Origin of the sequence: Dokdonella fugitiva (assembly GCF_004342425.1) — a bacterium.
Classification (GTDB): domain Bacteria; phylum Pseudomonadota; class Gammaproteobacteria; order Xanthomonadales; family Rhodanobacteraceae; genus Dokdonella_A; species Dokdonella_A fugitiva.
The window spans coordinates 143,494-168,737 of sequence record NZ_SLWQ01000005.1; the positions used below are offsets into that span (position 1 = coordinate 143,494).

Annotated in this window: 21 protein-coding genes and 1 pseudogene; 11 read left to right on the forward strand and 11 right to left on the reverse strand. The window is 68.1% G+C overall.

Annotation, left to right across the window (positions count from 1 at the left end; genetic code table 11):
* Window positions 1-165: 165 nt before the first annotated feature.
* The 3 genes from trxB to EV148_RS18920 all read left to right on the forward strand — a co-directional run bounded on the left by trxB (window position 166) and on the right by EV148_RS18920 (window position 2,616).
* Window positions 166-1,116, forward strand: a complete 951-nt coding sequence (gene trxB, locus EV148_RS10725; RefSeq protein WP_131997823.1) for a thioredoxin-disulfide reductase — start codon at window positions 166-168, stop codon at window positions 1,114-1,116.
* A 139-nt stretch (window positions 1,117-1,255) separates the two neighbouring features.
* The gene (locus EV148_RS10730) at window positions 1,256-2,413 is read left to right on the forward strand and encodes a GNAT family N-acetyltransferase (RefSeq protein ID WP_131997826.1); all 1,158 of its coding nucleotides are present in this window, start codon (window positions 1,256-1,258) and stop codon (window positions 2,411-2,413) included.
* Window positions 2,410-2,616, forward strand: coding sequence for a hypothetical protein (locus EV148_RS18920; RefSeq protein ID WP_241988057.1), 207 nt, complete (start codon window positions 2,410-2,412; stop codon window positions 2,614-2,616). The genes EV148_RS10730 and EV148_RS18920 overlap by 4 nt, the downstream gene beginning before the upstream one ends.
* Here the strand turns inward: EV148_RS18920 and EV148_RS19150 are convergent.
* A pseudogene (locus tag EV148_RS19150) lies at window positions 2,559-2,900 on the reverse strand (hypothetical protein); the annotation flags it as partial. The gene EV148_RS18920 and the pseudogene EV148_RS19150 overlap by 58 nt on opposite strands.
* Before the next feature lie 85 nt (window positions 2,901-2,985).
* On the opposite strand from EV148_RS19150, the gene aat reads away from it, so the two are divergent.
* Together aat and infA are read left to right on the forward strand one after the other, a co-directional pair.
* Entirely contained in the window at window positions 2,986-3,708 is a 723-nt protein-coding gene (gene aat, locus EV148_RS10740) for a leucyl/phenylalanyl-tRNA--protein transferase (RefSeq protein ID WP_131997829.1), read from the forward strand.
* Between the two features lie 107 nt (window positions 3,709-3,815).
* Complete coding sequence (gene infA / locus EV148_RS10745; RefSeq protein WP_131997832.1) at window positions 3,816-4,034, forward strand: translation initiation factor IF-1; 219 nt, start codon at window positions 3,816-3,818, stop codon at window positions 4,032-4,034.
* Between the two features lie 417 nt (window positions 4,035-4,451).
* On the opposite strand, the gene clpA is transcribed toward infA, so the two are convergent.
* Window positions 4,452-6,731: an ATP-dependent Clp protease ATP-binding subunit ClpA gene (gene clpA / locus EV148_RS10750; RefSeq protein WP_131997835.1), complete on the reverse strand. Its 2,280-nt coding sequence runs from the start codon at window positions 6,729-6,731 to the stop codon at window positions 4,452-4,454.
* A gap of 178 nt (window positions 6,732-6,909) precedes the next feature.
* Window positions 6,910-7,236 carry an ATP-dependent Clp protease adapter ClpS gene (clpS, locus tag EV148_RS10755; RefSeq protein WP_131997838.1) on the reverse strand — a complete coding sequence of 109 codons (327 nt, stop codon included), beginning with the start codon at window positions 7,234-7,236 and terminating at the stop codon, window positions 6,910-6,912.
* A 144-nt stretch (window positions 7,237-7,380) separates the two neighbouring features.
* Here clpS and EV148_RS10760 point away from each other — a divergent pair, with 144 nt between their 5' ends.
* From EV148_RS10760 to acnA, 4 genes are all read left to right on the forward strand, one after another.
* Window positions 7,381-7,851 carry an NUDIX hydrolase gene (locus tag EV148_RS10760; protein WP_425479856.1) on the forward strand — a complete coding sequence of 157 codons (471 nt, stop codon included), beginning with the start codon at window positions 7,381-7,383 and terminating at the stop codon, window positions 7,849-7,851.
* A gap of 55 nt (window positions 7,852-7,906) precedes the next feature.
* Window positions 7,907-9,019: a tRNA 2-thiouridine(34) synthase MnmA gene (gene mnmA / locus EV148_RS10765; RefSeq protein WP_241988058.1), complete on the forward strand. Its 1,113-nt coding sequence runs from the start codon at window positions 7,907-7,909 to the stop codon at window positions 9,017-9,019.
* Window positions 9,012-9,635, forward strand: coding sequence for a high frequency lysogenization protein HflD (gene hflD, locus EV148_RS10770; RefSeq protein WP_131997844.1), 624 nt, complete (start codon window positions 9,012-9,014; stop codon window positions 9,633-9,635). The genes mnmA and hflD overlap by 8 nt, the downstream gene beginning before the upstream one ends.
* Before the next feature lie 228 nt (window positions 9,636-9,863).
* Window positions 9,864-12,614 (forward strand): aconitate hydratase AcnA, encoded by a 2,751-nt coding sequence (acnA, locus tag EV148_RS10775; protein WP_131997847.1) that lies wholly within the window; start codon window positions 9,864-9,866, stop codon window positions 12,612-12,614.
* Between the two features lie 292 nt (window positions 12,615-12,906).
* Here the strand turns inward: acnA and EV148_RS10780 are convergent, their stop codons facing one another.
* Window positions 12,907-13,332, reverse strand: a complete 426-nt coding sequence (locus EV148_RS10780; RefSeq protein ID WP_131997850.1) for a Cif family virulence factor — start codon at window positions 13,330-13,332, stop codon at window positions 12,907-12,909.
* A 142-nt stretch (window positions 13,333-13,474) separates the two neighbouring features.
* On the opposite strand from EV148_RS10780, the gene EV148_RS10785 reads away from it, so the two are divergent.
* Window positions 13,475-15,157 (forward strand): long-chain-fatty-acid--CoA ligase, encoded by a 1,683-nt coding sequence (locus tag EV148_RS10785; protein ID WP_131997853.1) that lies wholly within the window; start codon window positions 13,475-13,477, stop codon window positions 15,155-15,157.
* A gap of 22 nt (window positions 15,158-15,179) precedes the next feature.
* On the opposite strand, the gene EV148_RS10790 is transcribed toward EV148_RS10785, so the two are convergent.
* Window positions 15,180-15,527 carry a PilZ domain-containing protein gene (locus EV148_RS10790; RefSeq protein ID WP_131997856.1) on the reverse strand — a complete coding sequence of 116 codons (348 nt, stop codon included), beginning with the start codon at window positions 15,525-15,527 and terminating at the stop codon, window positions 15,180-15,182.
* A gap of 372 nt (window positions 15,528-15,899) precedes the next feature.
* Here EV148_RS10790 and EV148_RS10795 point away from each other — a divergent pair, with 372 nt between their 5' ends.
* Window positions 15,900-16,823, forward strand: a complete 924-nt coding sequence (locus EV148_RS10795; RefSeq protein WP_131997858.1) for a crotonase/enoyl-CoA hydratase family protein — start codon at window positions 15,900-15,902, stop codon at window positions 16,821-16,823.
* Between the two features lie 28 nt (window positions 16,824-16,851).
* On the opposite strand, the gene EV148_RS10800 is transcribed toward EV148_RS10795, so the two are convergent.
* The 6 genes from EV148_RS10800 to recJ all read right to left on the reverse strand — a co-directional run bounded on the left by EV148_RS10800 (window position 16,852) and on the right by recJ (window position 25,177).
* Window positions 16,852-19,002, reverse strand: a complete 2,151-nt coding sequence (locus tag EV148_RS10800) for an ATP-binding protein (protein WP_131997861.1) — start codon at window positions 19,000-19,002, stop codon at window positions 16,852-16,854.
* Window positions 19,003-19,034: 32 nt separating this feature from the next.
* Entirely contained in the window at window positions 19,035-20,126 is a 1,092-nt protein-coding gene (locus tag EV148_RS10805; RefSeq protein ID WP_259393283.1) for a response regulator, read from the reverse strand.
* 96 nt (window positions 20,127-20,222) lie between these two features.
* Window positions 20,223-21,743 (reverse strand): lysine--tRNA ligase, encoded by a 1,521-nt coding sequence (gene lysS / locus EV148_RS10810; RefSeq protein WP_131997865.1) that lies wholly within the window; start codon window positions 21,741-21,743, stop codon window positions 20,223-20,225.
* Between the two features lie 144 nt (window positions 21,744-21,887).
* A protein-coding gene (gene prfB, locus EV148_RS10815; RefSeq protein WP_131997868.1) for a peptide chain release factor 2 occupies window positions 21,888-23,013 on the reverse strand; the annotation gives its coding sequence in 2 pieces (ribosomal slippage) (window positions 21,888-22,937 and window positions 22,939-23,013; 1,125 coding nt in all).
* Window positions 22,936-23,178 (reverse strand): hypothetical protein, encoded by a 243-nt coding sequence (locus tag EV148_RS18685; RefSeq protein WP_182517691.1) that lies wholly within the window; start codon window positions 23,176-23,178, stop codon window positions 22,936-22,938. The genes prfB and EV148_RS18685 overlap by 78 nt, the downstream gene beginning before the upstream one ends.
* A 232-nt stretch (window positions 23,179-23,410) precedes the next feature.
* Window positions 23,411-25,177, reverse strand: a complete 1,767-nt coding sequence (gene recJ, locus EV148_RS10820) for a single-stranded-DNA-specific exonuclease RecJ (RefSeq protein WP_131997871.1) — start codon at window positions 25,175-25,177, stop codon at window positions 23,411-23,413.
* Between the last annotated feature and the right edge of the window lie 67 nt (window positions 25,178-25,244).

A 25,244-nucleotide genomic window follows, 5' to 3' on the forward strand; every position in this document is an offset into this window, starting at 1 on the left:
TGAATCGTGCACGCGTTCCCTCCATTCTCCGGTCTCCCGCACGACGGCCGCCGCAGGCGGCGCGTCGACGAGCGAGGAATCGGAATCGCCGGGCGCATCGATCGATGCGCCGGTGTACGGAAAAACGCCACGAGTCGGTCGCCTCGAAAGCGGCCCGGATTATACATGAGCACTGCCAAGCACTCGCGACTGATCATTCTCGGCTCCGGCCCCGCCGGCTACACCGCAGCGGTGTACGCCGCGCGCGCGAACCTCAAGCCGACCCTCATCACCGGCCTCGCCCAGGGCGGCCAGCTCATGACGACGACCGACGTCGACAACTGGCCCGGCGACGTCGAGGGCCTGCAGGGCCCGGACCTCATGCGGCGCATGGCCGAGCACGCCGAGCGCTTCAATACCGAGATGGTGTTCGACCACATCCACAGCACCGACCTCTCGCAGCGCCCGTTCCGTCTCAAGGGCGACGCCGGCGAGTACACCTGCGACGCGCTCATCATCGCGACCGGCGCAACCGCGAAGTACCTCGGCATCCGCTCCGAGGAGCACTACAAGGGCAAGGGCGTGTCCGCCTGCGCGACCTGCGACGGTTTCTTCTTCCGCGAACAGGACGTCGCGGTGATCGGCGGCGGCAACACCGCGGTCGAGGAAGCGCTCTACCTCTCCAACATCTGCCGCAAGGTCACGCTGGTGCACCGGCGCGACAAGCTGCGCGCCGAAAAGATCATGCAGGACAAGCTGTTCGAGAAGGAGCGCGCCGGCAAGGTGGAGATCATCTGGAACCACGCAGTCGACGAAGTGCTCGGTGACGATGCCGGCGTCACCGGCCTGCGCCTGCGCAGCACCATCGACGACAGCAAACGCGAGATCGCGGTCAGCGGCGCGTTCATCGCGATCGGCCACACGCCCAACACGTCGATCTTCGACGGCCAGCTCGAGATGAAGAACGGCTACATCGTGATCCGCACCGGCCTCGATGGCGCCGCCACCGCGACCAGCGTGCAGGGCGTGTTCGCCGCGGGCGACGTCGCCGACCAGGTCTACCGCCAGGCGGTCACCTCGGCCGGCTTCGGCTGCATGGCCGCGCTCGACGCCGAGAAGTTCCTCGACAAGGGCTGACCTGCCTGCTCCAGCGCGAAGAAGAGAATGAACCACGAAGGACACGAAGGGCACGAAGGTCGAACACTCTTCCTTCCATTTTCTCCGTGTCCTTCATGTTTCAGTCTTCGATCTTCGTCTTCAGCGTGAGCCGGCGGACATGAAGGCGCGCTTCCACGCGGGGTTGCGTGACATTCCCGCCGCGCAGTGGGACGCACTGCGCGCTGACGACAGCCCGTTCCTCGCCCATGCCTTCCTGTCGGGGCTCGAGGCGCATGGCTGCGCGACCGTGCGCAACGGCTGGCAGCCGCACCATCTCGGCCTGTACGACGGCGATCGCCTCGTCGCGGCGGCGCCGCTCTACCTCAAGTACGACTCGCACGGCGAGTTCGTGTTCGACTGGAGCTGGGCGCACGCGTATGCGAGCCATGGCTTCGAGTACTACCCCAAGCTCCTGTGCGCGGTGCCGTATTCACCGGTCGGCGGCGCGCGCCTGCTCGTCGGCATCGGCGCGGATGCCGATGTCCTGCGCCGCGGACTCGTTGCGGCGATCCGCAACGAGGCGCAGCGACTCGCGCTGTCGTCCGCGCATCTCAATTTCGCCGCACCCGCGGAGACGGGCGCGTTCGCCGGCAGCGACTGGCTGGCGCGCTTCGACTGGCAGTTCCACTGGCGCAATGCGACCGACGGCACGCGCTGGCGGGATTTCGACGATTACCTCGCCGCGCTGACGCGCAAGAAGCGCAAGAACATCCGCCAGGAACGGGCGCAGGTCGCGCGCGCGGGCGTCACCTGCGAAATCCGCCACGGCGACGAACTCGACGAGCACGAATGGCAGGCATTGCACGACTTCTACCTCGCGACATTCGAGGACAAGGGCAACTACCCTGCCCTCACGCTCGCGTTCTTCCACCATCTCCGCGCGACGATGCCACGCAATGTCGTCGCGGTGCTGTGCCGCCGCGGCGACCGCCTCGTCGCCGGCAGCCTCATGCTGCGCAGCCGGGACACGCTGTACGGGCGCTACTGGGGCTGCCGCGAACAGGTTCCCGGCCTGCATTTCGAAGCGTGCTACTACCAGGGGATCGATTACTGCCTGCGCGAAGGCCTGGACACCTTCGAACCCGGCGCGCAGGGCGAGCACAAGCTCGCGCGCGGCTTCCTGCCGACGCGCACGCGCTCGTTCCACTGGATCGCCGATACGCGTTTCCGGGCGGCGATCGCCGCGGCCCTGCAGCGCGAGGCGATCGCGCTCGAGGACTATCGCAGCGACCTCCTCGCACACTCGCCGTACGCGCAGCCGCACGGATCGGATTGAAGCGGCGACAACCGCTGCCGCGGCTGTCGCCTGCGCGCTGGATCTTCAATGCGTGGGGCAGCCCGCGCCGCCGAGGTCGAAGCCGTCGCGCACCCGGATTGCCGCTGAACATCCATACGCCGGTGGCGCTCGACGCGGGCAACGACGGCCCCTTGATCCAGACCACGGTCGATGCGGTGCCGACGCCGCCCTCGATCCAGTAGCCGATCGGGTTGCTGCCCTCGAAGTCGGTCGCGAAGCGCAGGTCGCTGGCGTCGGGCTTCATCTCGCCGGCGCCGATGAGGCTGGCCGTGTCGACGACGAGCCGCACCTGGTAGTCGGCAAGGTCCACCCCACTTTCCTCGATGATCGTCACGGGAACGGCCGTGCTCCAGCCGGGCGGAGTGGCGCCTGCCGCCATCGGTAAAACGCACGCGAGGCCCAGCGCGAGGGTGCGGACCCGCCCCAAGGCGCAGCGGATGAGGCACGACGGCGTATCGCTGTACATTTGGAGCCCCCCTTTTGAGAAGCGGCCGGAAGCTAGCACACGTGCCGACGATTTGTGAAACGCGTCACATTCCTGGCCGCAGACGATGAAAATCCCCTGGCTGCGCGACGGCGACCTGGCGTTTCCGCCCGTCGAGCGGGCACTCGACGATCCGGACGGTCTGCTCGCCGCCGGCGGCGACCTCGCACCCGACCGCCTGCTCTCGGCGTACTGCCACGGCATCTTCCCCTGGTATTCGGACGGCCAGCCGATCCTCTGGTGGTCGCCATCCCTGCGTACGGTGTTCGACACGCGAGCCATGCATGTTCCGCGCCGGCTCGCGCGCTGGCTGCGCAGTTGCAACTGGCGCATCCGTGCCGACACCGCTTTCGCCGACGTCGTGCGCGCGTGCGCGGCCCCGCGCCGGCACGAGCACGGGACCTGGATCACCGGCGACATGTTCGCCGCCTACACCGCGCTGCATGCGCTCGGGCATGCGCACTCGGTCGAAGCGTGGGACGGCGACCGCCTGGTCGGCGGCATCTACGGCGTGGCGATCGGCCGCATGTTCTACGGCGAATCGATGTTCAGCGGGGCGACGAACGGCTCGAAGGTCGCCCTGCTCGCGCTGTGCCGCGCGATGGACGCCTGGGGCTGGCCGCTGCTCGACGCGCAGGTCGCCTCCGGCCATCTGTTCACGCTGGGCGCGCGCGAAATGCCGCGCGCCGCGTTCTGCGCGGCCGTCGCCGACCTGGCCGTACAACCGGGCCTCGACGGCTCCTGGCGCGAGCGTTTCCCGCCGCTGCAGCCCGCCGACCTGGCCCGCTGAATCCGCTGCAATGCGCGGGTTGCGGACATTTTCGCTTCCCGCAGCGGCCCGATCGTGGCAGAATCGCGCGCCTTTCCGGGCCTGACGCCCGGCCATATCGGGAACCAATGTCCAAAGACGACGTCATCGAAATGGAAGGCTCGATCCTCGAGACCCTTCCGAACACGATGTTCCGCGTGAAGCTCGAGAACGGCCACGTGGTGACCGCGCACATCTCCGGCCGCATGCGCAAGAACTACATCCGCATCCTCACCGGCGACAAGGTCAAGGTCGAAATGACCCCGTACGACCTCACCAAGGGCCGCATCACCTACCGCATGAAGTGAGCGCAGGCTGCGCTCATCCCGGCTCGCATTCGGCAGCGAGCAACCGCCGGCATTCCGGCGAAAGCCGGAATCCTGCTGTTCGTGTCAATGTGGGCGAGGGCGCCCGGGTTCCGGCGCGCCGGGCTTCTTTCGCGCGCCCGGCGTCGTCGCGAGATTCCGATCACCCTGGCGGCGGGCAAAAGTGCGCGAGCCGCAGGCAAGCACGCCTCCATGCGCGCGCGGCCACAGCCCATACACCGAACGCCGCGACAGCTGGGATGGAAAAAGACGCCAGGTCCCGGCTTTCGCCGTGACGACGATGGCTTTTCGCTCCATGTACCGCGGAACACCTGTCCGGGGCGGTCACAGGCCACCGACCGGGAACGAAAAGGCCGCGCACTGCGCGGCCTTTTTACTTCGTGGAGGAACGTTGCGGCCTTACTCCACCACCGCCGGCAGTTTCTCGGCCGCTTCGCAGTCGACCGCGAGCTTGCCGTCCTTGACCGACAGCAGCACCTTGCCGCCGTCGGCGAGCTTGCCGAACAGGAGCTCGTCGGCGAGCAGGCGCTTGACGTTCTCCTGGATCACGCGTGCCATCGGCCGCGCGCCCATCTGCGGGTCGAAGCCGTGCTCGGCGAGCCAGCGCCGGGCATCGGCGTCGACGTGCAACGCGACGTGCTTCTCCTGCAGCTGCGTCTCGAGTTCGATGAGGAACTTGTCGACGACGCGCAGGATGTGCTCGAAGTCGAGCGAGTTGAACTGCACGATCGCATCGAGGCGATTGCGGAACTCCGGCGTGAAGCCACGCTTGAGCGCTTCCATCGCGTCGGTCGTGTGGTTCTGCTCGACGAAACCGATCGTGCGCCGCGATGCCTGCTGCGCGCCGATGTTCGTCGTCATCACGACGATCACGTTCTTGAAGTTCGCCTCGCGGCCATTGGTATCGGTCAGCGCGCCGCGGTCCATGATCTGCAGGAGCACGTTGTAGACGTCCGGGTGCGCCTTCTCGATCTCGTCGAGCAGCAGCACGCAGTGCGGATGCTTGACGATCTGCTCGGTCAAGAGGCCGCCCTGGTCGAAGCCTACGTAGCCCGGAGGCGCACCGATCAGGCGCGACACCGAATGCGCTTCCATGTACTCGGACATGTCGAAGCGCACGAGCTCGATGCCGAGCTGCATCGCGAGCTGGCGCGTGACCTCGGTCTTGCCGACGCCGGTCGGTCCGGTCAGCAGGAAGCAGCCGATCGGCTTGGCCGGGTTGCCGAGGCCCGAGCGCGCCATCTTGATCGACGCGGCGAGCTTGTCGATCGCCTCGTCCTGGCCGAACACGACCATCTTGAGGTTGCGATCGAGGTTGCGCAGCACGTCGCGGTCGGACGCCGACACCTGCTTGGGCGGGATGCGCGCCATGCGCGCGACGATGAACTCGATGTCGGGCACGTCGACGAGCCCGCTGCGATCCTTCTCGGGCAGAAGATGCTGGCGCGCGCCGGCCTCGTCGATCACGTCGATCGCCTTGTCCGGCAGCAGGCGGTCGGCGATGTGCTTGACCGAGAGATCGACCGCCGCCTTCAGCGCGTCGTTGGTGTACTCGACCTTGTGATGCTCCTCGAAGCGCGTCTTGAGGCCCTTGAGGATCTCCACGCTGTCGGCGATGGAGGGCTCAACCACGTCGATCTTCTGGAAGCGCCGCGCGAGCGCACGGTCCTTCTCGAACACGCCGCGGTACTCCTGGAACGTGGTCGAGCCGATGCAACGCAGCTCGCCGCTGGCAAGCACGGGCTTGATCAGGTTGGAGGCGTCCATCGTGCCGCCCGAGGCGGAACCGGCGCCGATGATCGTATGGATCTCGTCGATGAACAGGATCGCGCCCGGTTCCTTCTTGAGCTGGCCGATCACGCCCTTGAGGCGCTTCTCGAAATCGCCGCGGTACTTGGTGCCGGCGACGAGCGCGCCGAGGTCGAGCGCCCAGATCGTGCAATGCGCGAGCACCTCGGGCACGTCGCCTTCGACGATGCGCTTGGCCAGGCCCTCGGCGAGCGCGGTCTTGCCCACGCCGGCCTCGCCGACGTAGAGCGGATTGTTCTTGCGCCGGCGGCAGAGCACCTGGATCGTGCGCTCGATCTCCTCGTTGCGACCGATCAGCGGATCGATCTTGCCCTGGCGGGCGAGCTCGTTGAGGTTGTTGGCGAACTCGGCGAGCGGGTTGCCGCGAGGCTCGTCGCCGCCCTCGGCATCGCGGCCGGCCTCGCCACCCGCGGGCTGCGAGCCGCCGGATTCGTGGCCGATCTTGGCGATGCCGTGCGAAATGTAGTTGACGACGTCGAGGCGCGACACTTCCTGCTGGCCGAGGAAGTAGACCGCGTGCGAATCCTTCTCGCCGAAGATCGCGACGAGCACGTTCGCGCCCGTGACTTCCTTCCTGCCCGACGACTGCACGTGGTAGACCGCGCGCTGCAACACGCGCTGGAAGCCGAGCGTCGGCTGCGTGTCGCGCTCGTCGTTCGCCGGCAGCACCGGAACGGTTTCGGTGATGATCGAACGGAGGTCGCGGGCGAGCTTGGCCGTATCGACGCCGCAGGCGCGCAGCACGGCGATCGCCGACGCGTTGTCGAGCAGCGCGAGCAGGAGGTGCTCCACCGTCATGAATTCATGACGCTGTTCGCGTGCCTCCTTGTAGCACTGGCCGATGGTGACCTCGAGATCCTTGCTGAACATTCAGGGTGCTCCGGACTGCTTGCCTGGGTGAATGGCTTGCAATATGTGGACCGACCCGTCGGGTTCAATCGGTGCGGTCGTCCTGGCCGCCGCATCGCGTGCGCTGGTGCGTCCTGCGAAGCCGACATGCCCGGCGGGTCGACGGCGGTCATCCCTGGCCGCCTGTTTCAGGTGCAGCTCAAGCCTTTTCCATCGTGCACAGTAACGGATGCTGGTGGCTGCGCGAGAATTCGTTGACCTGGGTCACCTTGGTTTCCGCGACCTCGCGCGTGAACACGCCGCAGACGCCCTTGCCGCGCGTATGTACGTGCAGCATGACCTGCGTCGCGCGCTCGCGATCGAGGTTGAAGAAGGTTTCGAGCACGACCACGACGAAGTCCATCGGCGTGAAGTCGTCGTTCAGCAGGACGACCTGGTACAGCGGCGGTCGCACCACCTCGGGGCGCGCCTCCTCGACGGCCAGGCCGGGGCCACGTTCGGGGTTCTGGTCGGGTTGGTTCGCCATCGGCAACGCTTCTGTTTCGTCCGGTCCAAGTATAACGCCGCGCCGCATCGGGCACGCCCGGGCAGATGGTGGCACGGCCCGACTGCACAAGGCCTGTGCGGCGCGGACTGCTACACTGCCGGGATGACCCGCATTCCCTCCGTCGTGACCGAGCTTGAAGAGGACATCTGGCGTCCACATGTGACGGTCGCGACCGTCGTCCCGCGCGACGGCCGCTTTCTCCTCGTCGAAGAAGATGTGCGCGGCCGCACCGTGCTGAACCAGCCGGCCGGGCATCTCGAACCGGATGAATCCCTGCACGACGCCGCCGTGCGGGAGACACTCGAAGAAACCGGCTGGGACGTCACGCTGACCTGCCTGCTCGGCGTGCAGCAGTGGCGCTCGCCGTCGGGCAGCCAGTTCGTGCGCTTCACGTTCGGCGCCGATGCGCTGCGCCACCACGACGATCGGCCGCTCGACACCGGCATCCTGCAGGCGCTGTGGCTCACGCACGAGGAGATCCGGGCGGCCGCGGCGAAGCTGCGCAGCCCGCTCGTCCTGGCGAGCATCGACGACTGGCTCGCCGGCCGCCGACTGCCGCTCGACAGCGTACGTTCGTTCATCACCGCGCCATGAACGCACGCGGCTTGGGATCCCTGCCGGCCGGTCACCTGCCGGGACGCTGCGCGCAGTGACGGCCCGCGTCATCGTCGGCATCTCCGGCGGCGTCGACTCCTCGGTGGCGGCGCTGCTCCTGCAGCGCGCAGGCGAGTCGATCGCTGGCCTATTCATGCAGAACTGGGAAGAGGACGAGCGCCGCGGCCCGTGCCGCGCCGACGAGGACCGCAGGGACGCCGTCGCGGTGTGCGCGAAACTCGGCATCCCGCTGTACCTGCGCAACTTCGCCGACGAGTACTGGGACCAGGTGTTCGAGCATTTCCTCGCCGAGTACCGCCGCGGACGCACGCCGAACCCGGACGTGCTGTGCAACCGCGAGATCAAGTTCAAGACCTTCCTCGACCACGCGCATGCGCTCGGCGCGGAGAAGATCGCCACCGGCCACTACGCGCGCGTCGACTGCGTGGACGGCCGCTGGCGCCTGCTGCGCGCACGCGACACGGCGAAGGACCAGACCTATTTCCTGCACGCGCTCGGCCAGCCTGCGCTCGCCTCGACCCTGTTCCCGCTCGGCGACATGCACAAGGCCGACGTGCGCGCGGTCGCGCGGGAGGCGGACCTGGCCACGCACGACAAGAAGGACTCGACCGGCATCTGTTTCATCGGCGAGCGCGACTTCCGTTCGTTCCTCGCCGAATACATCCCGGCCAGGCCCGGCCCGATGCGCACGCCGGACGGCACCACGGTCGGCGAGCACGCGGGCGTGTTCTACTACACGCTCGGCCAGCGCAGCGGCCTCGGCATCGGCGGCCGGCGTGGCGGCGAAGGCGAACCCTGGTACGTGATCGGCAAGAACGTGGCGGACAACGTGCTCTACGTCGCGCAAGGCAATGCGAACCACTGGCTGCAATCGCGCCGGCTCGCTGCGAGCGGACCCACCTGGGTCGCCGGCGAGGCGCCGGCGGCGTCGTTCCGCTGTTCGGCGATGACCCGCTACCGGCAGGAGCCGCAGGCGTGTTCGGTGGAGCTCGACGCGACCGGTTGCACGGTCGTCTTCGACGCGCCGCAGCGCGCGGTCACGCCGGGGCAGTCGGTCGTCTTCTACGACGACGACGTCTGCCTCGGCGGCGCCGTCATCGAATGCAGCGACGCGCCGTACGGCGGCTGGGAGATGCGCGATGCGTGAGTCCCGCGTCATCGCGCTCGCCGGCGTGCTGCAAGGCTGCCGCCTCGTGCACGAGGTTGCCACGCGCGGGCGCGCCGATGCGGCGAGCGTGGAGGCCAGCCTCGCCAGCGTGTTCCGCATCGACGCCGACAGCGCGGCCGCGGTATTCGGCGGCCTCGCCGGCGTGCGCCTCGGCCTCGAGACCCTGTTGCACCAGTTCGAAGGCGCCGAGCGCAACCTCGCCCTCACCCGCCTCGTGCTCGGCACCCTGCGCCTGCAGAAGCGCCTCGCGCGCAACCCGCGCATGCAGCGCGCGCTGCGCGACGGCATCGAGGCCATCCAGCGCCAGGCCGACCACTTCGGCCTTGCCCACCCGACCGTGCAGGCACGCCTCGCCGACCTCTACGTGGAAACCCTTTCGCAACTGCGCCCGCGCGTGGTCGTGCACGGCAATCCCGTGCAGCTGTCCAATCCGCAGGTCGTCGCGCAGATCCGCGCGCTGCTCCTCGCCGCGGTGCGCGCCGCCGTGCTCTGGCGCCAGGTCGGCGGCGGCCAGCTGCGCCTGCTGCTGCGCCGGCGCGAATACGCGATGCTCGCTCGCGGCCTTCTCGCCCGCAGCACGCTCGACCGGGGCTAGGTGCGCCCCCGAAAAGACTGAAACACGGAGCACGCGGAGAACGGACCAGTCCGGGCCGCTCTTCCGTGTGCTCCGTGTTCCGGAACTTTGCTCATCGCGCCCGTTTTGGCGAAGCGATCGGGTTTGCGCGATAATGGCGGGCCCATTCGCCGGTCCGCCCCCAGGACCGCGCCCGCGGCGCCGCCGCGGCCTTGCGCCAAGCGAAACGCCAGCCAGCAGGAGATGCAGATGACAGATTCGTTCTCGACCCGGGACGTCCTCGAGGTCAACGGCAAGCGCTACCACTATTCCAGCCTGGTCAAGCTCGGCCAGCGCTTCGACCTCGGGCGCCTGCCGTACTCGATGAAGATCCTCCTCGAAAACCTGCTGCGACACGAAGACGGCGTCAACGTCACCGCGAAGGAAATCGAAGCGGTCGCGAACTGGGACGCGAGGAAGGAACCGGATACCGAGATCTCCTTCATGCCTGCGCGCGTCGTGCTGCAGGATTTCACCGGCGTGCCGTGCGTGGTCGACCTCGCCGCGATGCGCGACGCGGTGGTCAAGCTCGGCGGCGACGCGACGCAGATCAACCCGCTCGCACCGGCCGAACTCGTGATCGACCACTCGGTGCAGGTCGACGCGTTCGGCTCGCCGAAGGCGCTCGAGACGAACGTCGAAATCGAATTCGAACGCAACCAGGAGCGCTATTCGTTCCTGCGCTGGGGCCAGAAGGCGTTCAACAACTTCAAGGTCGTGCCGCCGCGCACGGGCATCGTGCACCAGGTGAACCTCGAGCACCTCGCACGCGTCGTGTTCACCGCGGACAAGGACGGCGAAAGCTGGGCCTATCCGGACACCGTGTTCGGCACCGACTCGCACACGACGATGATCAACGGCATCGGCGTGCTCGGCTGGGGCGTCGGCGGCATCGAGGCCGAGGCCGCGATGCTCGGCCAGCCGTCGTCGATGCTGATTCCGCAAGTGGTCGGCTTCAGGCTCACCGGCAAGCTCGCCGAAGGCGTAACCGCGACCGACCTCGTGCTGACCGTGACGCAGATGCTGCGCAAGCTCGGCGTGGTCGGCAAGTTCGTCGAGTTCTTCGGCGACGGCCTCAAGCACCTGCCGCTCGCCGATCGCGCGACGATCGCCAACATGGCGCCGGAATACGGCGCAACCTGCGGCATCTTCCCGGTCGACGCCGAAGCGCTCGCCTACATGCGCCTGTCCGGCCGCGACGAGGCGCAGATCCGCCTCGTCGAAGCGTACGCGAAGGCGCAGGGCCTGTGGCACGACGAGTCGACGCCGGCGGCGGAGTTCAGCGCGACGCTCGAACTCGACCTCGGCGACGTCAAGCCGTCGCTCGCGGGCCCCAAGCGCCCGCAGGACCGCGTCCTGCTCGAAGGCGTGCAGAAGAGCTTCCGTGACGCACTCGGTCCGCTCACCGCGAACCGCAAGCCGCGCACGCAGGCGACGGCCGACTTCATCGCCGAAGGCGGCAGCGCGGCGATCGGCAATCCGGCCAATGCGCTTACCAACGGCGGCGTCGTGGTCGAGAAGGACGGCCAGTCGTTCAAGCTCGCCGACGGTGCGGTCGTGATCGCTGCGATCACCTCGTGCACGAACACCTCCAATCCCGCCGTCATGCTCGGCGCTGGCCTGCTCGCGAAGAAGGCCGCGGCGAAGGGACTCACGGCCAAGCCGTGGGTGAAGCCCTCGCTCGGCCCGGGTTCGCTCGTCGTGACCGATTACCTCGAGAAGACCGGCCTGCTGAAGGAACTCGAGAAGGTCGGCTTCTACGTGGTCGGATACGGCTGCACCACCTGCATCGGCAACTCGGGTCCGCTGCCGATCGAGATCAGCAAGGGCATCGCCGAAGGCGACCTCGCGGTCGCGTCGGTGCTGTCGGGCAATCGCAACTTCGAGGGCCGCGTGCATCCCGAAGTGAAGATGAACTATCTCGCCTCGCCGCCGCTCGTCGTCGCCTACGCGCTCGCCGGCACGCTCGACATCGACCTCACGAAGGATCCGCTCGGCGTCGGCAACGACGGCCAGCCGGTCTACCTCAAGGACATCTGGCCAAGCAACAAGGAAATCTCCGACACGATCGCCGGCGCGATCAACCCGGCGATGTTCACCAAGAACTACGCCGACGTGTTCAAGGGCGACAGCCGCTGGAACCGGATCGCCTCGCCCGACGGTTCGGTCTACCGCTGGGACGATTCGACCTACATCAAGAACCCGCCCTACTTCGAACGCATGGGCAAGGAGGCCGGCCGCATCGAGGACATCCACGGCGCGCGCGCGCTCGGCGTGTTCGGCGACTCGATCACCACCGATCACATCTCGCCGGCCGGTTCGATCAAGAAGGACAGCCCGGCGGGCCGCTTCCTGATCTCCAAGGGCGTCGACCCGAAGGACTTCAACTCTTACGGCTCGCGCCGCGGCAACGACGACGTGATGGTCCGCGGTACATTCGCCAACATCCGCATCAGGAACCTCATGCTGTCCGGCGTCGAAGGCGGTTACACGCTGCACGTGCCGAGCGGCGAGCAGATGTCGATCTACGACGCCGCGATGAAGTACAAGGCGGAAAAGACGCCGCTGGTCGTGCTCGCGGGCAAGGAATACGGCACCGGCTCGTCGCGCGACTGGGCCGCGAAGGGCACCCTGCTGCTCGGCGTGAAGGCGGTCATCGCCGAGAGCTTCGAGCGCATCCACCGCTCGAACCTCGTCGGCATGGGCGTGCTGCCGTGCCAGTTCATGGACGGAGAGAACGCACAGACGCTCGGCCTCACCGGCAAGGAAACCTTCGACGTGACCGGCCTGCAGGACGGCGAGGCGAAGGTCGCCGATGTCGTCGCGACGGCGGCCGACGGCAGCCGCAAGGCGTTCAAGGTGCGCGTGCTGCTGCTCACGCCGAAGGAACGCGAGTTCTTCCGCCACGGCGGCATCCTGCAGTACGTGCTGCGCCAACTGGCGGCGAAGAAGGCCGCGTAAGGCGCGCTGCCGCGCGCACGCACGCGGCATGAAAACGGCGCGGAATTTCCGCGCCGTTTTTTTTGGTCTTTCGACGGCCTCCGGGCCGAATGACGAGATCCTCCGTGCGTTCGCGCCAGGGTGCAGGCCGCAGGCCGATGTCGACGCAGCGTCGTCGGTGAGTGCCGAACGCTCCGGCTCCGCCCGCTGCGCGGGCTGCCCTCGGCGCGAACGGAATGTTCGAGTGGCCCTGCCTGCCGGGTGAAGCCGTGTCGTCGCCGCGGCCGGCGGACCGGGCCACGCAGCACGCTGGTCACGACCTGTCGTCCGACCACTTCGCGTTGTAGCAGCGCCAGGCACGGCCCTCGCGACGCCAACCCGTCTCGAAGTGCAGGGTCGTCGCGCGGTCCGCGATCCAGCGGCCGCTGGAATCGGTGATGTCGGCGTCGAAGCGCGCGACCGCGCGCTCACCGTGCAGTTCGACCGTGACCGAACCGATGCGCACGCCGATCGTGTTCGCGCCGAGCAGCTGGGCGCGCACGATGTTCGCGAGCCCGGCGCGGTCCACGCCGTCGTTGCCGACGAAATCGTCGGTGGCGAGGTCGAGCACGTCCTTGGCGCGATGCGCCTCGATCGAGGCGGCGCCCGCGGTGATCGCGGCGCGGATCGCCTCGTCGTCGGGCTGGCGCGCGCAGGCGGCGGACAACAGGCATGACAGAACGATCAGGTAGGGACGCACGCTCACCTCGCCGGGCCCACGTTGCATTGCGGCTTGCCGCTCGTTCCGGCCTTGTGCTGCAATCGACCGTACCCGTGCGGATCGTCGCAGGGTAAACGAAACCGGCGCGTCGGCGCGATCGACGCCGCCACGGGGGAACTGCATGGCGAATACGAACCGTCCCTGGCTGGCCAACTATCCGCCGGGGACTCCGGCCGAGATCGACCCGGGCCAGTACCGCTCGGTCGTGGCACTGCTCGAGGAGTGCTGCGACCGCTTCCGCCACCGGCCCGCCTTCACCAACATGGGGCGCGTGATCACCTACGGCGACCTCGACCGGCTCAGCGCGACGTTCGCGGCATTCCTCGTCAACGACCTCAAGCTCGCCAAGGGCGATCGCGTCGCGATCATGATGCCCAACGTGCTGCAGTATCCGATCGTGATCATGGCCGTGCTGCGCGCGGGCCTCACGGTCGTCAACGTCAACCCGATGTACACGCCGCGCGAGCTCAAGCACCAGCTCGACGATTCCGGCGCGAGTGCGATCATCGTGCTCGACAATTTCGCGCACACCGTCGCCGAGGTGATCGGCGACACGTCCTGCAGGCACGTGGTCTGCACCGGCGTCGGCGACCTGCTCGGCTTCCCGAAATCGGTGGTCACCAATTTCGTCGTGCGCCACGTCAAGAAGATGGTGCCGGCCTACTCGCTGCCGAATGCGATCCGCTTCAATGAAGCACTCGGGCGCGGCACGCGATCCAAGCTCGGCAAGGTCGAGGTCGGGCCCGATGACCTCGCCTTCCTGCAGTACACCGGCGGCACCACCGGCGTCGCCAAGGGCGCGATGCTCACCCATCGCAACATGGTGTCGAACATGCTGCAGTCGTCGGCGTGGATCGGCTCGAACCTGCGCGAGGGCGAAGAGGTCGTCGTCACCGCGCTGCCGCTGTACCACATCTTCGCGCTGACGGCGAACTTCCTCGTGTTCGCGCGCATCGGTGGCTTCAACCACCTGATCACCAACCCGCGCGACATGCCGGGCTTCGTGAAGTCGATCAAGTCGATCCGGTTCAGCGCGCTGTCCGGCGTCAACACCCTGTTCGCCGGCCTGCTCAATACGCCGGGCTTCGACGAAGTCGACTTCTCCAGGCTGCACCTGACGCTCGGCGGCGGCATGGCGGTGCAGCGCGCGGTCGCCGAGCGTTGGAAGAAGGTGACCGGTTGCGCCCTGCTCGAGGCCTACGGCCTGACCGAAACCAGCCCGGCCGCCTGCATCAACCCGCTCGACCTCAAGGAATACAACGGCTCGATCGGCCTGCCGATCCCGTCCACCGACGTCAACATCCAGGACGACGACGGCAATGTGCTGCCGATCGGCGAGATCGGCGAGCTGTGCATCCGCGGCCCGCAGGTCATGAAGGGCTACTGGAACCGTCCCGAGGAGACGGCCAAGGTGCTGTCGCCGGATGGCTGGCTGCGCACCGGCGACATCGCGCGGATGGAGCCCAGCGGCTACGTTTACATCGTCGATCGCAAGAAGGACATGATCCTCGTCTCCGGCTTCAACGTGTACCCGAACGAGGTCGAGGACGTCGTCGCGCAGATGCCCGGCGTGCTCGAGGTGGCCGCGGTCGGCGTTCCGGACGAGAAGTCCGGCGAGGCGGTCAAGCTCGTCATCGTCAAGAAGGACCCGGCGCTCACCGAAGAAGCCGTGCGCGCGCACTGCAAGGCCAACCTGACCGGTTACAAGCTGCCCAAATACGTCGAATTCCGCGAATCGCTGCCGAAGACCAACGTGGGCAAGATCCTGCGGCGCGAGCTGCGCGAGCCGGCCGCCGCGCCCTGAGGCGGCGGTTTCCGCTCCGGGGTCAGGCCGAATACGGCTCGAGGCGGTCGGCGTAGCCGCCGAGCAGGTTCCACAGCGGCGCTTCCTTGTTCTCCGGGATGCGCTCGTAGGCGAAACCGAGCTGCGTCTCGGTCACGCGCGCGAGGCGTGCATCGACGTGGATGTCCAGCGCCTCGCCGATCAGCATGTCGAGCACGAACACGTCATCGACCTTGCCACGCCAGTTGTCCGGCTTGGCCACGAGCACGCCGGTGGCGGAGATGTCCTCGATTTCGCTGCTCCAGGCGTTCAGGCCGCTGCTGATCAGCACGGCGGAACGGATCGACATGCGAGCCGGCCGCAGGTTCTTCTTTTCCCCTTCGTTGGTCATGCTTCCTCGCGCGTGCTGCTTGCAGCCCCAGTGTTGTCCCGTTCGGTTCCTGCAAGAACCGAACCATCGCGGAAATGTTAGTACCTGACAGCCGGACGCGCGAGCGCGCCCGCGCACGAACCCGAAACCCGGCACTCCCCCCGATTTCCCGCCGCCGCGCAGTATGGATATGCACCCTGCCGCACGCAATTCCGTGACGCAGTCGACAGAATTGACATTGACATGTCACATCCGACCGTATTTGTCAATGCTTCGTGGCGTTTACGTTAGACTCGATCGCGATCGCACGGATCAGGCACCGGGATGTGCAACACCATTCGTCGGCCGTTCGGCGGCGATCACGATCGGCCTCTTACTCTCCAGGGGTGCAACATGAGTGCCGTCGAAGCGCTGCATCGCGACAACGATTTCCGCCTGCTGCGTACACAAGAAGATCCCGTCGCCAACACGAGTTGGTGTTTCATGCACGCAACGCGCTTCCCGCGCGACAGCGGCTACCGCGCGTGTTTCAGCACGCTGCTCATCAAGGAAATACGCGACTTCCAGAAACGCGTGTCCGACCGCCTGACCTTGCAGTCCACCAACGGCGACGAGCGCATCGCGCACGTCGTGCTCGCGTCCGACGCTGACGTGTTCAACCTCGGTGGCGACCTCGAGCTGTTCTGCCGGCTCATCAAGGCGCGCAATCGCGAACACCTGCTCGCTTACGCACGCCAGTGCGTGGAAGGCGTGTACGGCTTCCACGAGCAGCTCAACCGCCACATGCACAGCGTCGCGCTGGTCCAGGGCGATGCGCTGGGCGGTGGTTTCGAAGCCGCGCTGTCCTGCCATTCGATCGTCGCCGAAAGCGGCGTCGGCATGGGCTTCCCGGAGGTGCTGTTCGACCTGTTCCCGGGCATGGGCGCGTATTCGTTCCTCTGCCAGCGCGTGAGCCCGCGCTTCGCCGAGGAAATGATGCTCAACGGCACGATCTACTCGAGCGACGAGTTGCACCGCCTCGGCGTCGTCGACGTGCTCGTGCCGAAGGGCGAGGGTGTCGCGGCCGTGCACGACCTCATCCGCCGCAACCAGCGCATATCCCACGCGCGCACGGCGATGAACCGCGTGCGCCAGATGCGCGCTCCGGTGAGCCTGGTCGAACTGATGCAGATCACCGAGGTCTGGGTCGACACCGCGATGCAGCTCGGCGAGAAGTCGCTGCGCACGATGGAACGGCTCGTGCGGGCGCAGCGCAAGCGGCCGCAGGAAGCGACCACGACGGCGCAACTGGAGGTGGTGCAGTCCGCGATGGGTTGAATCCTTTTCGACTGGCCGAGCGTCCGTGTCAGGACGGCCGCTCGGCCTCGGCGTGCTGCGGGCTTCCCTTCAATGCCGCGCGCGCGACTTCGAGGTGCTCGCGCAGGCCGCGCACCGACTGACGCCATTCGCGCGGCAACTGCCAGTTGCCGAGCCGCATCGCAGCCGCCGCAGCCTCGGCGAGTTGCGTGGCGCCCATGTTCCCCGCCACGCCCTTGAGGGCGTGGCAGCCGTCGCGGAACGCGTCCCAGCGCGCCGCGGCACCCGTCCGTTCGAGTTCGCCGATGTTCGCGAGTGCATCGCGCAGGCATTCGTCGACGAACAGCGCGACGAAATCGGTCCCGAGTTGCAACTCCTCGAGTTCGCGCAGCACCTCCGGCTCGATCGGCGAACTGGACGCGCGCGGCTTGTCGCGGCCGACCGGCTCGAGGTCCGCCGCAGGCCGCTCCGCCGGCGTCGGCGCGCTTGCGATGTCGCTCAACGTGTCGAGCAGGCGCGCCACCTGCACCGGCTTGGTCAGGAACGCCCGCGCGCCGGCCTGCTCGCACTGGCGCACGGTGCTCGTCGTCGCGTCGGCGCTGAGCATCACGAACGGCGTCGGCGTGCGCCCGGCCTGCATCACGCGCGCCTGCTTGAGCACGTCGAGGCCGCTCACGCCGGGCATGTGCAGGTCGATGATGACGGCGTCGAAATCGCCCTGCTCGATCGCGTCGAGGACCTCCTCGCCGCTGTTGACCGCGATCGCCTTGTGGCCGGCCTTCTCGAGCAGGCGCTGCAACACCGTGATGTTGGTCGGCTGGTCGTCGGCGATCAGCAGCTGCAGTGAACGCGTGCGCGCGCGGTGACGCACGAACGGGTCGCCGAACGCGATGACGTTGGCCGGGTCGACCATTCCGGTCGTCGCCGGCGTGACGAGTGCGAACGGCAACTCGACCCAGAAGTGCGACCCCTCGCCTTCGACGCTCTCGAAGCCGATGCGGCCGCCGAGCAGTTCGGTCAGTGACCTGGCGATCGTCGTGCCGAGGCCGCTGCCACCGAAGCGGCGCCCGTGGCCGCTGTCGGCCTGCTCGAACGCGTTGAAGATGCGCGCCTGCGCTTCGACCGGGATGCCGACGCCGGTGTCGCGCACGGAAAACAGCAGCCTCGCCGACGACGCGTCCGCGCCTTCGGCACGCGCGCGTTGCGACACTTCGACCACCACGCTGCCTTCCTCGGTGAACTTGATCGCGTTGGAAACGAGATTGATGAGGATCTGCCGCAGGTGGTTGGAGTCGCCGTGCAGCGAAGTCGGCGTGCCCGGCGCGACGCGGATCTCGAACAGCACGCCCTTGCCGTTGGCGAGTGGCTGCAGCATCACGCGCAGGCCGTCGAGCAGGTCGTCGAGGCGGAAGTCGAGGTCGACGCGGCGCAGCTTGCCGACTTCGATCGCGGAGATGTCGAGCACGTCCTCGATCAGCCCGAGCAGGGTCTTCGCCGAGGTCTGGATCACCGTCGCGCATTCGCGCTGCTCGGTGCTCAGCCGCGTGGTCGCAAGCAGTTCGGACATGCCGACGATGCCGTTCAGCGGCGTGCGGAACTCGTGGCTCATGTTGGCGAGGAACGTGCTCTTCGCCGCGTTGGCGCGCCGTGCCTCCTCGGTCGCGTGCGTCAATGCGCGCAGCAGCGAGGACAGGTACATCGGGATCGCGACGAGCCCGCACAGCAGGCCCCATGACAGCGCCTTGTTCTGCTGCCAGAACGGCGTGGTCATGATCACCAGGAAGAAGGACAGGCTGGCGAGGCCGATCGCCGCGCGCAGGTAGGTCGGGCCGTAGCGCAGGCCGTTGCCGATCGTGACCCACATGATGATCACGTACAGCGGCGAGACCTCCTGCCCCGACAGCGCCATGATCGCGCCGATCGAGCCGTAGTCGGTCAGCATGCCGAGGACGCGACGCGGATGCGAGACGCCCGGGTGGCGGATCAGCCAACCGAGGATCAGCGCGCCGACCACTGCATCGAGCATGACGTAGCGCAACGCGACCTGCACGGTGGCCGTGTGCGTGCCCGAAACGGTGACGAGCCCGGCGAGATAGACTAGGAAGACCATGACGATCGCCATGCGGACGATCGCCTGTTCGTGCTCGCTGTCGGGACGCTTCTGGAAGCGCGACCTGAGCTTGGCCAGCAGACGGGGCATGCCTACCTCGGCGGCGACCGGGATCGCGGCGTTCAGCCTTCTCCCGGCGGTTCGAGTTTCGCAGTGAGGATGTCGAGGATGCGTGCCTCGTTCGCCATCAATGCGTCCACACAGGAAGGATCAAAAAGCGTGCCACGGTGCGCCGTCATATAGTCGAACGCCTCCGCGGCGGTCCACGCGCGCTTGTAGGGGCGCTCGGACGTGAGCGCGTCGAAGACGTCCGCGGTGGCCACGATCCGCGCCGGCAGCGGGATTTCCTCGCCCTTGAGCCCGTCCGGATAGCCGCTGCCATCCCAGCGCTCGTGGTGGCGCAGGGCGATCAGGGCGCCCATCTGCACGAACTTGCTCTTGCTGTCGCGCAGGATGTCGTATCCGATCATGGGGTGTCGGCGCATGACCGTCATCTCTTCGTCGGTCAGGCTCGCGCGCTTGAGCAGGACCGCGTCCGGGATGCCGATCTTGCCGATGTCGTGCAGCGGCGCGGCCGAGGTCAGGATCGCGACCTCCTCCTCGTTCATGCCGAGTGCCTCGGCCAGCACCTCGGCATAGTGCGACATGCGCAGCAGGTGCAGGCCGGTGCCGCAGTCGCGGTATTCGATCGCGCGGGCGAGGCGGTACAGGGTCTCGCGCTCGCGCTGCTCCACCTCGCGCACGCCCTCGAGCACGCGCTCCTCGAGCGAGCGGGCCCGCTCCTTGACCGATTCGCCCTGCTGGCGCAGCTGCAGCAGGTTCTTGCAGCGCGTGCGCAGTTCGCGCGGGCGCACCGGCTTGACCAGGAAATCGATGACCCCCGCCTCGAGCGCGGCCTGGCGCACGGGCTCGTCGCCGACGACGCTGATGAGCACGATCGGCACGTCGCGGCGCGAGAGCGAGCGGCGGAAGCGCCGGGCGAACTCGAGCCCGTCCATGTCGGGCATGCGGTAATCGAGCAGGACGAGGTCGGTCGCATGCGCTTCGGACCAGCGCAGCGCCTCGACCGGGTTGCCGAAATCGGCGGTATGGACGCCCGGGCCGATCGCCTCGACCACATGCCGGAGCATGGTGCGAGCCGAGGACTGGTCATCGACGATCAATACATTCACGCAACTCTCCGCGACCGCGTTTGCGGGGCGTCCAAGGGGCAAACCCGCCGCTGCCCCGGGCGGGGAAGGCGGCGTGTTGGTCCTAGGGTAGCACGCGGGCGCGCCGGATCGTCCACAAGTATCCCTTCGGACGCCCTGTCACGCCTCCGGGCGCATGTACGGGAACAGCAGCACGTCGCGGATCGACGGCACGTCGGCGAAGAACATCACGAGGCGGTCGATGCCGACGCCGAGCCCGCCGGTCGGCGGCATGCCGTACTCCAGCGCACGGATGTAGTCGGCGTCGAAATGCATCGCCTCGTCGTCGCCGGCGTCCTTGGCGACGACCTGGGCGCGGAATCGCGCGGCCTGGTCTTCGGGGTCGTTGAGCTCCGAGAAGCCGTTGGCCATCTCCTTGGCGCCGATGAACAGCTCGAAGCGGTCGGTCACCTCGGGGTCGCGGTCGCTCGCGCGCGCGAGCGGCGATACCTCGACCGGGTAGTCGGTGATGAAGGTCGGCTGCACGAGCGTGCCCTCGACGGTCGCCTCGAAGAGCTCCAGCAGCAGCTTGCCCCAGCCGTAGCCGGGCTTCACGTGGATGCCAAGGCGCGCGCAATGGCGCGCGAGCGCCTCGCGGTCGCGCAGCTCGTGCTCGCCGATCTCCGGGTTGTGGTGGCGCACCGCTTCGGCCATCGCCCAGCGGCGGAACGGCGGGCCGAGATCGATGTCGCGGCCTTCCCAGGCGAGATTCGTGCGACCGAGCGTCGCCTGCGCCGTGTCGCGGATCATCGCCTCGGTGAGATCCATCACTTCGGTGTAGGTCGCGTACGCCTGGTACAGCTCGAGCATCGTGAACTCGGGGTTGTGCCGCGTCGACACGCCCTCGTTGCGGAAATTGCGGTTGATCTCGTAGACGCGCTCGAAGCCGCCGACGACGAGGCGCTTCAGGTAGAGCTCCGGCGCAACGCGCAAGTACATCGTGAGGTCGAGCGCATTATGATGCGTGACGAACGGCTTGGCCGTCGCGCCACCCGGGATCGGGTGCATCATCGGCGTCTCGACCTCCATGAAGCGCCGCGGTGGCGCCTCGAGCCATTGCCGGATGAAACGGATCATCGCCGAACGCAGCGCGAACACGCGCCGCGAGTCGGGCGTGACGATCAGGTCGACGTAGCGCTGGCGATAGCGCTGCTCCACGTCGGCGAGGCCATGCCACTTGTCGGGCAGCGGCCGCAGCGACTTGGTGAGCAGGCGCAAGGCATCCACCTTGACGCTGAGCTCGCCGGTCCTGGTGCGCATCAACGTGCCTTCGGCGCCGACGATGTCGCCGATGTCCCAGGTCTTGAAAGCGCGGAACGTCTCCTCGCCCACCGCGTTGACCTGGATGAACAGCTGGATGCGGCCGCTCATGTCCTGCACGTGCACGAAGGCGAGCTTGCCGGTGTCGCGCTTGCTCATGATGCGGCCGCCGATCCTCACGCGGCGCGCGAGCGCATCGACCTTGTCGGCCGGCCATGCCTCGCGGTCCTCGAACTCGTGCTGCAGGTCGCCGGCGAACGCGTCCGGCTTGAAGTCGTTCGGGAACGCGATGCCGTGCGCATGCAGCGCGCGCAGCTTCTCGCGGCGCTCGGCGATCAGCTTGTTCTCGTCCTGCGGAAGGGAATGGTCGGTTTCGCTCATGGGGAAATCGCTTCGGATTCGCGGCTGCGGCCCCTCTCCCGCCGGAGAGGTCGGGTGAGGGCCCGGGGTCGTGGACATGTCGCCAGTCGCCGGACCCTCATCCGGCGCTGCGCGCGGCCTTCTCCCGCGGGGAGAAGGCACGCGCTATGCGTCGATGCGTTTCGCGCCGGCCTCGAGGCCGGCCTTGAGGCTGCCCTCGATGAACTCGTCGAGGTCGCCGTCGAGCACCTTCTGCGTGTCGCTGCGCTCGATGCCGGTGCGCAGGTCCTTGATGCGGCTCTGGTCGAGCACGTAGTTGCGGATCTGGCTGCCCCAGCCGATGTCGGACTTGGTCGCCTCGAGCGCGTCCTTCTCGGCATTGCGCTTCTGCAATTCGATCTCGTAGAGCTTCGCCTTCAGCATCTTCATCGCGCGGTCGCGGTTCGCGTGCTGGCTGCGCTCGGTCTGGCAGGCGACGACCACGCCGCTGGGCACGTGCGTGATGCGCACCGCCGATTCGGTCTTGTTGACGTGCTGGCCGCCGGCGCCGGACGAGCGGTAGACGTCGGTCTTGAGGTCGGCCGGGTTGATCTCGATGTCGATGTCGTCGTCGACTTCGGGCGAGACGAACACCGAAGTGAAGCTCGTGTGGCGGCGGTTGTCCGAGTCGAACGGCGACTTGCGCACGAGGCGGTGCACGCCGATCTCGGTCTTCAGCCAGCCGTAGGCGTAGTCGCCCTCGACGCGGAACGTCGCGCTCTTGATGCCGGCGACTTCGCCCGCGCTCACTTCGAGCAGTTCGGTCTTCCAGCCCTTCGACTCGGCCCAGCGCAGGTACATGCGCAGCAGCATCTCGGCCCAGTCCTGCGCCTCGGTGCCGCCCGCGCCGGCCTGGATGTCGACGAACGCGTTGGCGGCATCCATCTCGCCGGAGAACATGCGCTGGAATTCGAGCTTCTCGACCTTGCCGGCGAGCGCGTCGACGTCGTCGGAAACCGCGACCGCGGTGCCTTCGTCGTTCTCGGCGATCGCGAGGTCGAGCAGGTCAGCCGCCTCGGCGAGGCTGTCGGTCAGGCCGCGGATGCCGTCGACGATGCGCTCGAGGCTCGCGCGTTCCTTGCCGAGATCCTGCGCGCGCTGCGGATTGTCCCAGACGTCCGGGCTCTCGAGCTCGCGCGTGACTTCTTCGAGCCGTTCGGCCTTGGCATCGAAGTCAAAGATACCCCCTGAGCGACGCCACGCGATCCTTGAGATCGGCGATGCGCGCATGGATCGGATTGGTCTCGATCATGTGGTCGGTCCGGAAAAAGGAATCGCGCATCCTAGCAAAACGGACCGGACTGTAGGGCGGTACGCGCAAGGCGCGTGCCGCCGCGCGCGGGAGGAGGAGCCGGCTGTCGTGGCAGCGGCGGGAACCGCTCCCGGGTTTGGGCCGAGCGGCGAGGCCGAGGAGCATCGCGGCTTCCTCGCCACACAAGCGCGGCGCACATCACCTGTAGGAGTACCCCGTGCGCAACCGTCGCCCGGGTGTACTGCGACGCTGCGGTCGCCCTCAGGGCGGGCTCCTACACGACGTCGCTTCGCGGCCCCCCCCCGCCGCGAGCGGTATTGCGGGACCAGGGCACGGTGCGAGCCGCCGATGTGCTCGGCGTGCCCCAAATGGAGCCGCGCTGGCGCGCGACGGCCTGCTATGCAGGTTCGATGTGACGCACGAGCAGTTGCAGGCGCTCGCGGCCGTTCCAGTCGTTGAGGTCGAGCTGGTACAGGGCGCGCACGCGAGCGGGTGGCGGCATTGCGGCGAGCGCATCGAACAGGATCGCCTCGAGCGCATCGCCGCCCTGGACCGGGCGCAATTGCATGTGCAGGTGCTTCTCGCCGACCGCGCGCCACGACGCGACCGCGAACACGTTGTCGAACGCGGGTTCGGGGAATGCCTGGCCCCACGGGGCCGCATAACGCAATGCGCGCGCGTTGTCGGCGGTGAATTCGTGCGGATGGAGTTCGCCATCGCTCCACAGGTAACGTTCGAGTTGCCCCGGGTCGAGGCGCCGGCGCGCGGCTGCATCGAATTCGGCGGCGAATGCGGCAAGGTTCGCCGCAGGCAGGCTCAGGCCCGCCGCTATCGCGTGACCACCGAAACGTCCGATCAGACCCGGATGCGCCGCGTCGACGTCGGCGAGCGCGTCGCGCAGGTGGAAGCCGGCGATCGAGCGCGCCGAGCCGCGCAACTCCACGCCGCTCTCGTCCGCTCGCGCGAATGCGACGACCGGGCGATTCAATCGCTCCTTGAGCTTGGACGCGACGAGACCGACCACGCCCGGGTGCCAGTCGGGTTCGTGCAGCACGATCCCGCACGGCAGCGACGCCTCGTCCCAGCGCTCGACGAAACGCGCGAGCATCGCCTCCCCCTGCTCCACCATCGCCGCCTGCAGTTCGCGCCGCTCGGCGTTGATCGCCGACAGGCGCTCGGCAAGAGCGAGCGCGGCGTCGGCGTCGTCGCTGAGCAGGCACTCGATGCCGAGGCTCATGTCCTCGAGCCTGCCCGCCGCATTGATGCGCGGACCGAGCGCGTAGCCGAGATCGGCCGCGACGGCGCGTCGCGGGTCGCGCCCGGCCGAGCGGTACAGCGCCGCGACGCCCGCCGACGCGCGCCCGTTGCGGATGCGATGCAGGCCCGCGGCGACGAGGATGCGATTGTTCGCATCGAGCGGCACGAGGTCGGCGACCGTGCCGAGCGCGACGAGGTCGAGCAGCGAGGCGAGGTCCGGCCGCGCGCGCGACTCGCCCGGATACAGGCGTGCGCGCAGCGCGAGCAGCAGGTAGAACATGACCCCGACGCCGGCGAGCGCCGATGCGCGTGCGCCCGCATCGGCGCAACCCGCGCACGGCGGGCTCGCGTGTGCGCAGGCGGCGAGCGCGACCGCATTCGGATTGACGATCGCGTCGGCCGGCGGCAGCGTCGGCCCGGGGAGGTGGTGGTCGGTCACGATCACGCGCATGCCGCGTGCACGCGCGGCGGCGATGCCGGCATGGCTCGCAATGCCGTTGTCGACCGTGACGACGAGATCGGGCCGGATGTCGGCGAGCGCATCGACGAGGCCGACGCCGAGGCCATAGCCGTCGACCATGCGATTGGGCACGCGGTAGCAGACGTCGCGCGCGCCGAGCAGGCGCAGGCCGCGCACGGCGACCGCGGTCCCGGTCGCACCGTCCGCGTCGAAGTCGCCGACGATGCAGATGCGCAGGTCACGGACGATCGCGTCGGCGAGCAGGTCGCAGGCCTGCTCGACGCCCCCGAGCACGGCCGGCGTGAGCAGGTCGGCGAGCCGCTGCGGGCCGGCCTCGTGCGCGGCGATGCCGCGCGCGGCGTACACGCGCGCGACGAGCGGATGCAGCTCGACCGGCCAGTCACTGCGCGTCGACGCCGGGCGCCGGCGGATGACGACCGGCTTCATGCGCCTGCAAGCGCCGGCATCGCGGCGCGCGGGCGATCACGGCGGTGCGCGCGCGTCGCGGCTGGCG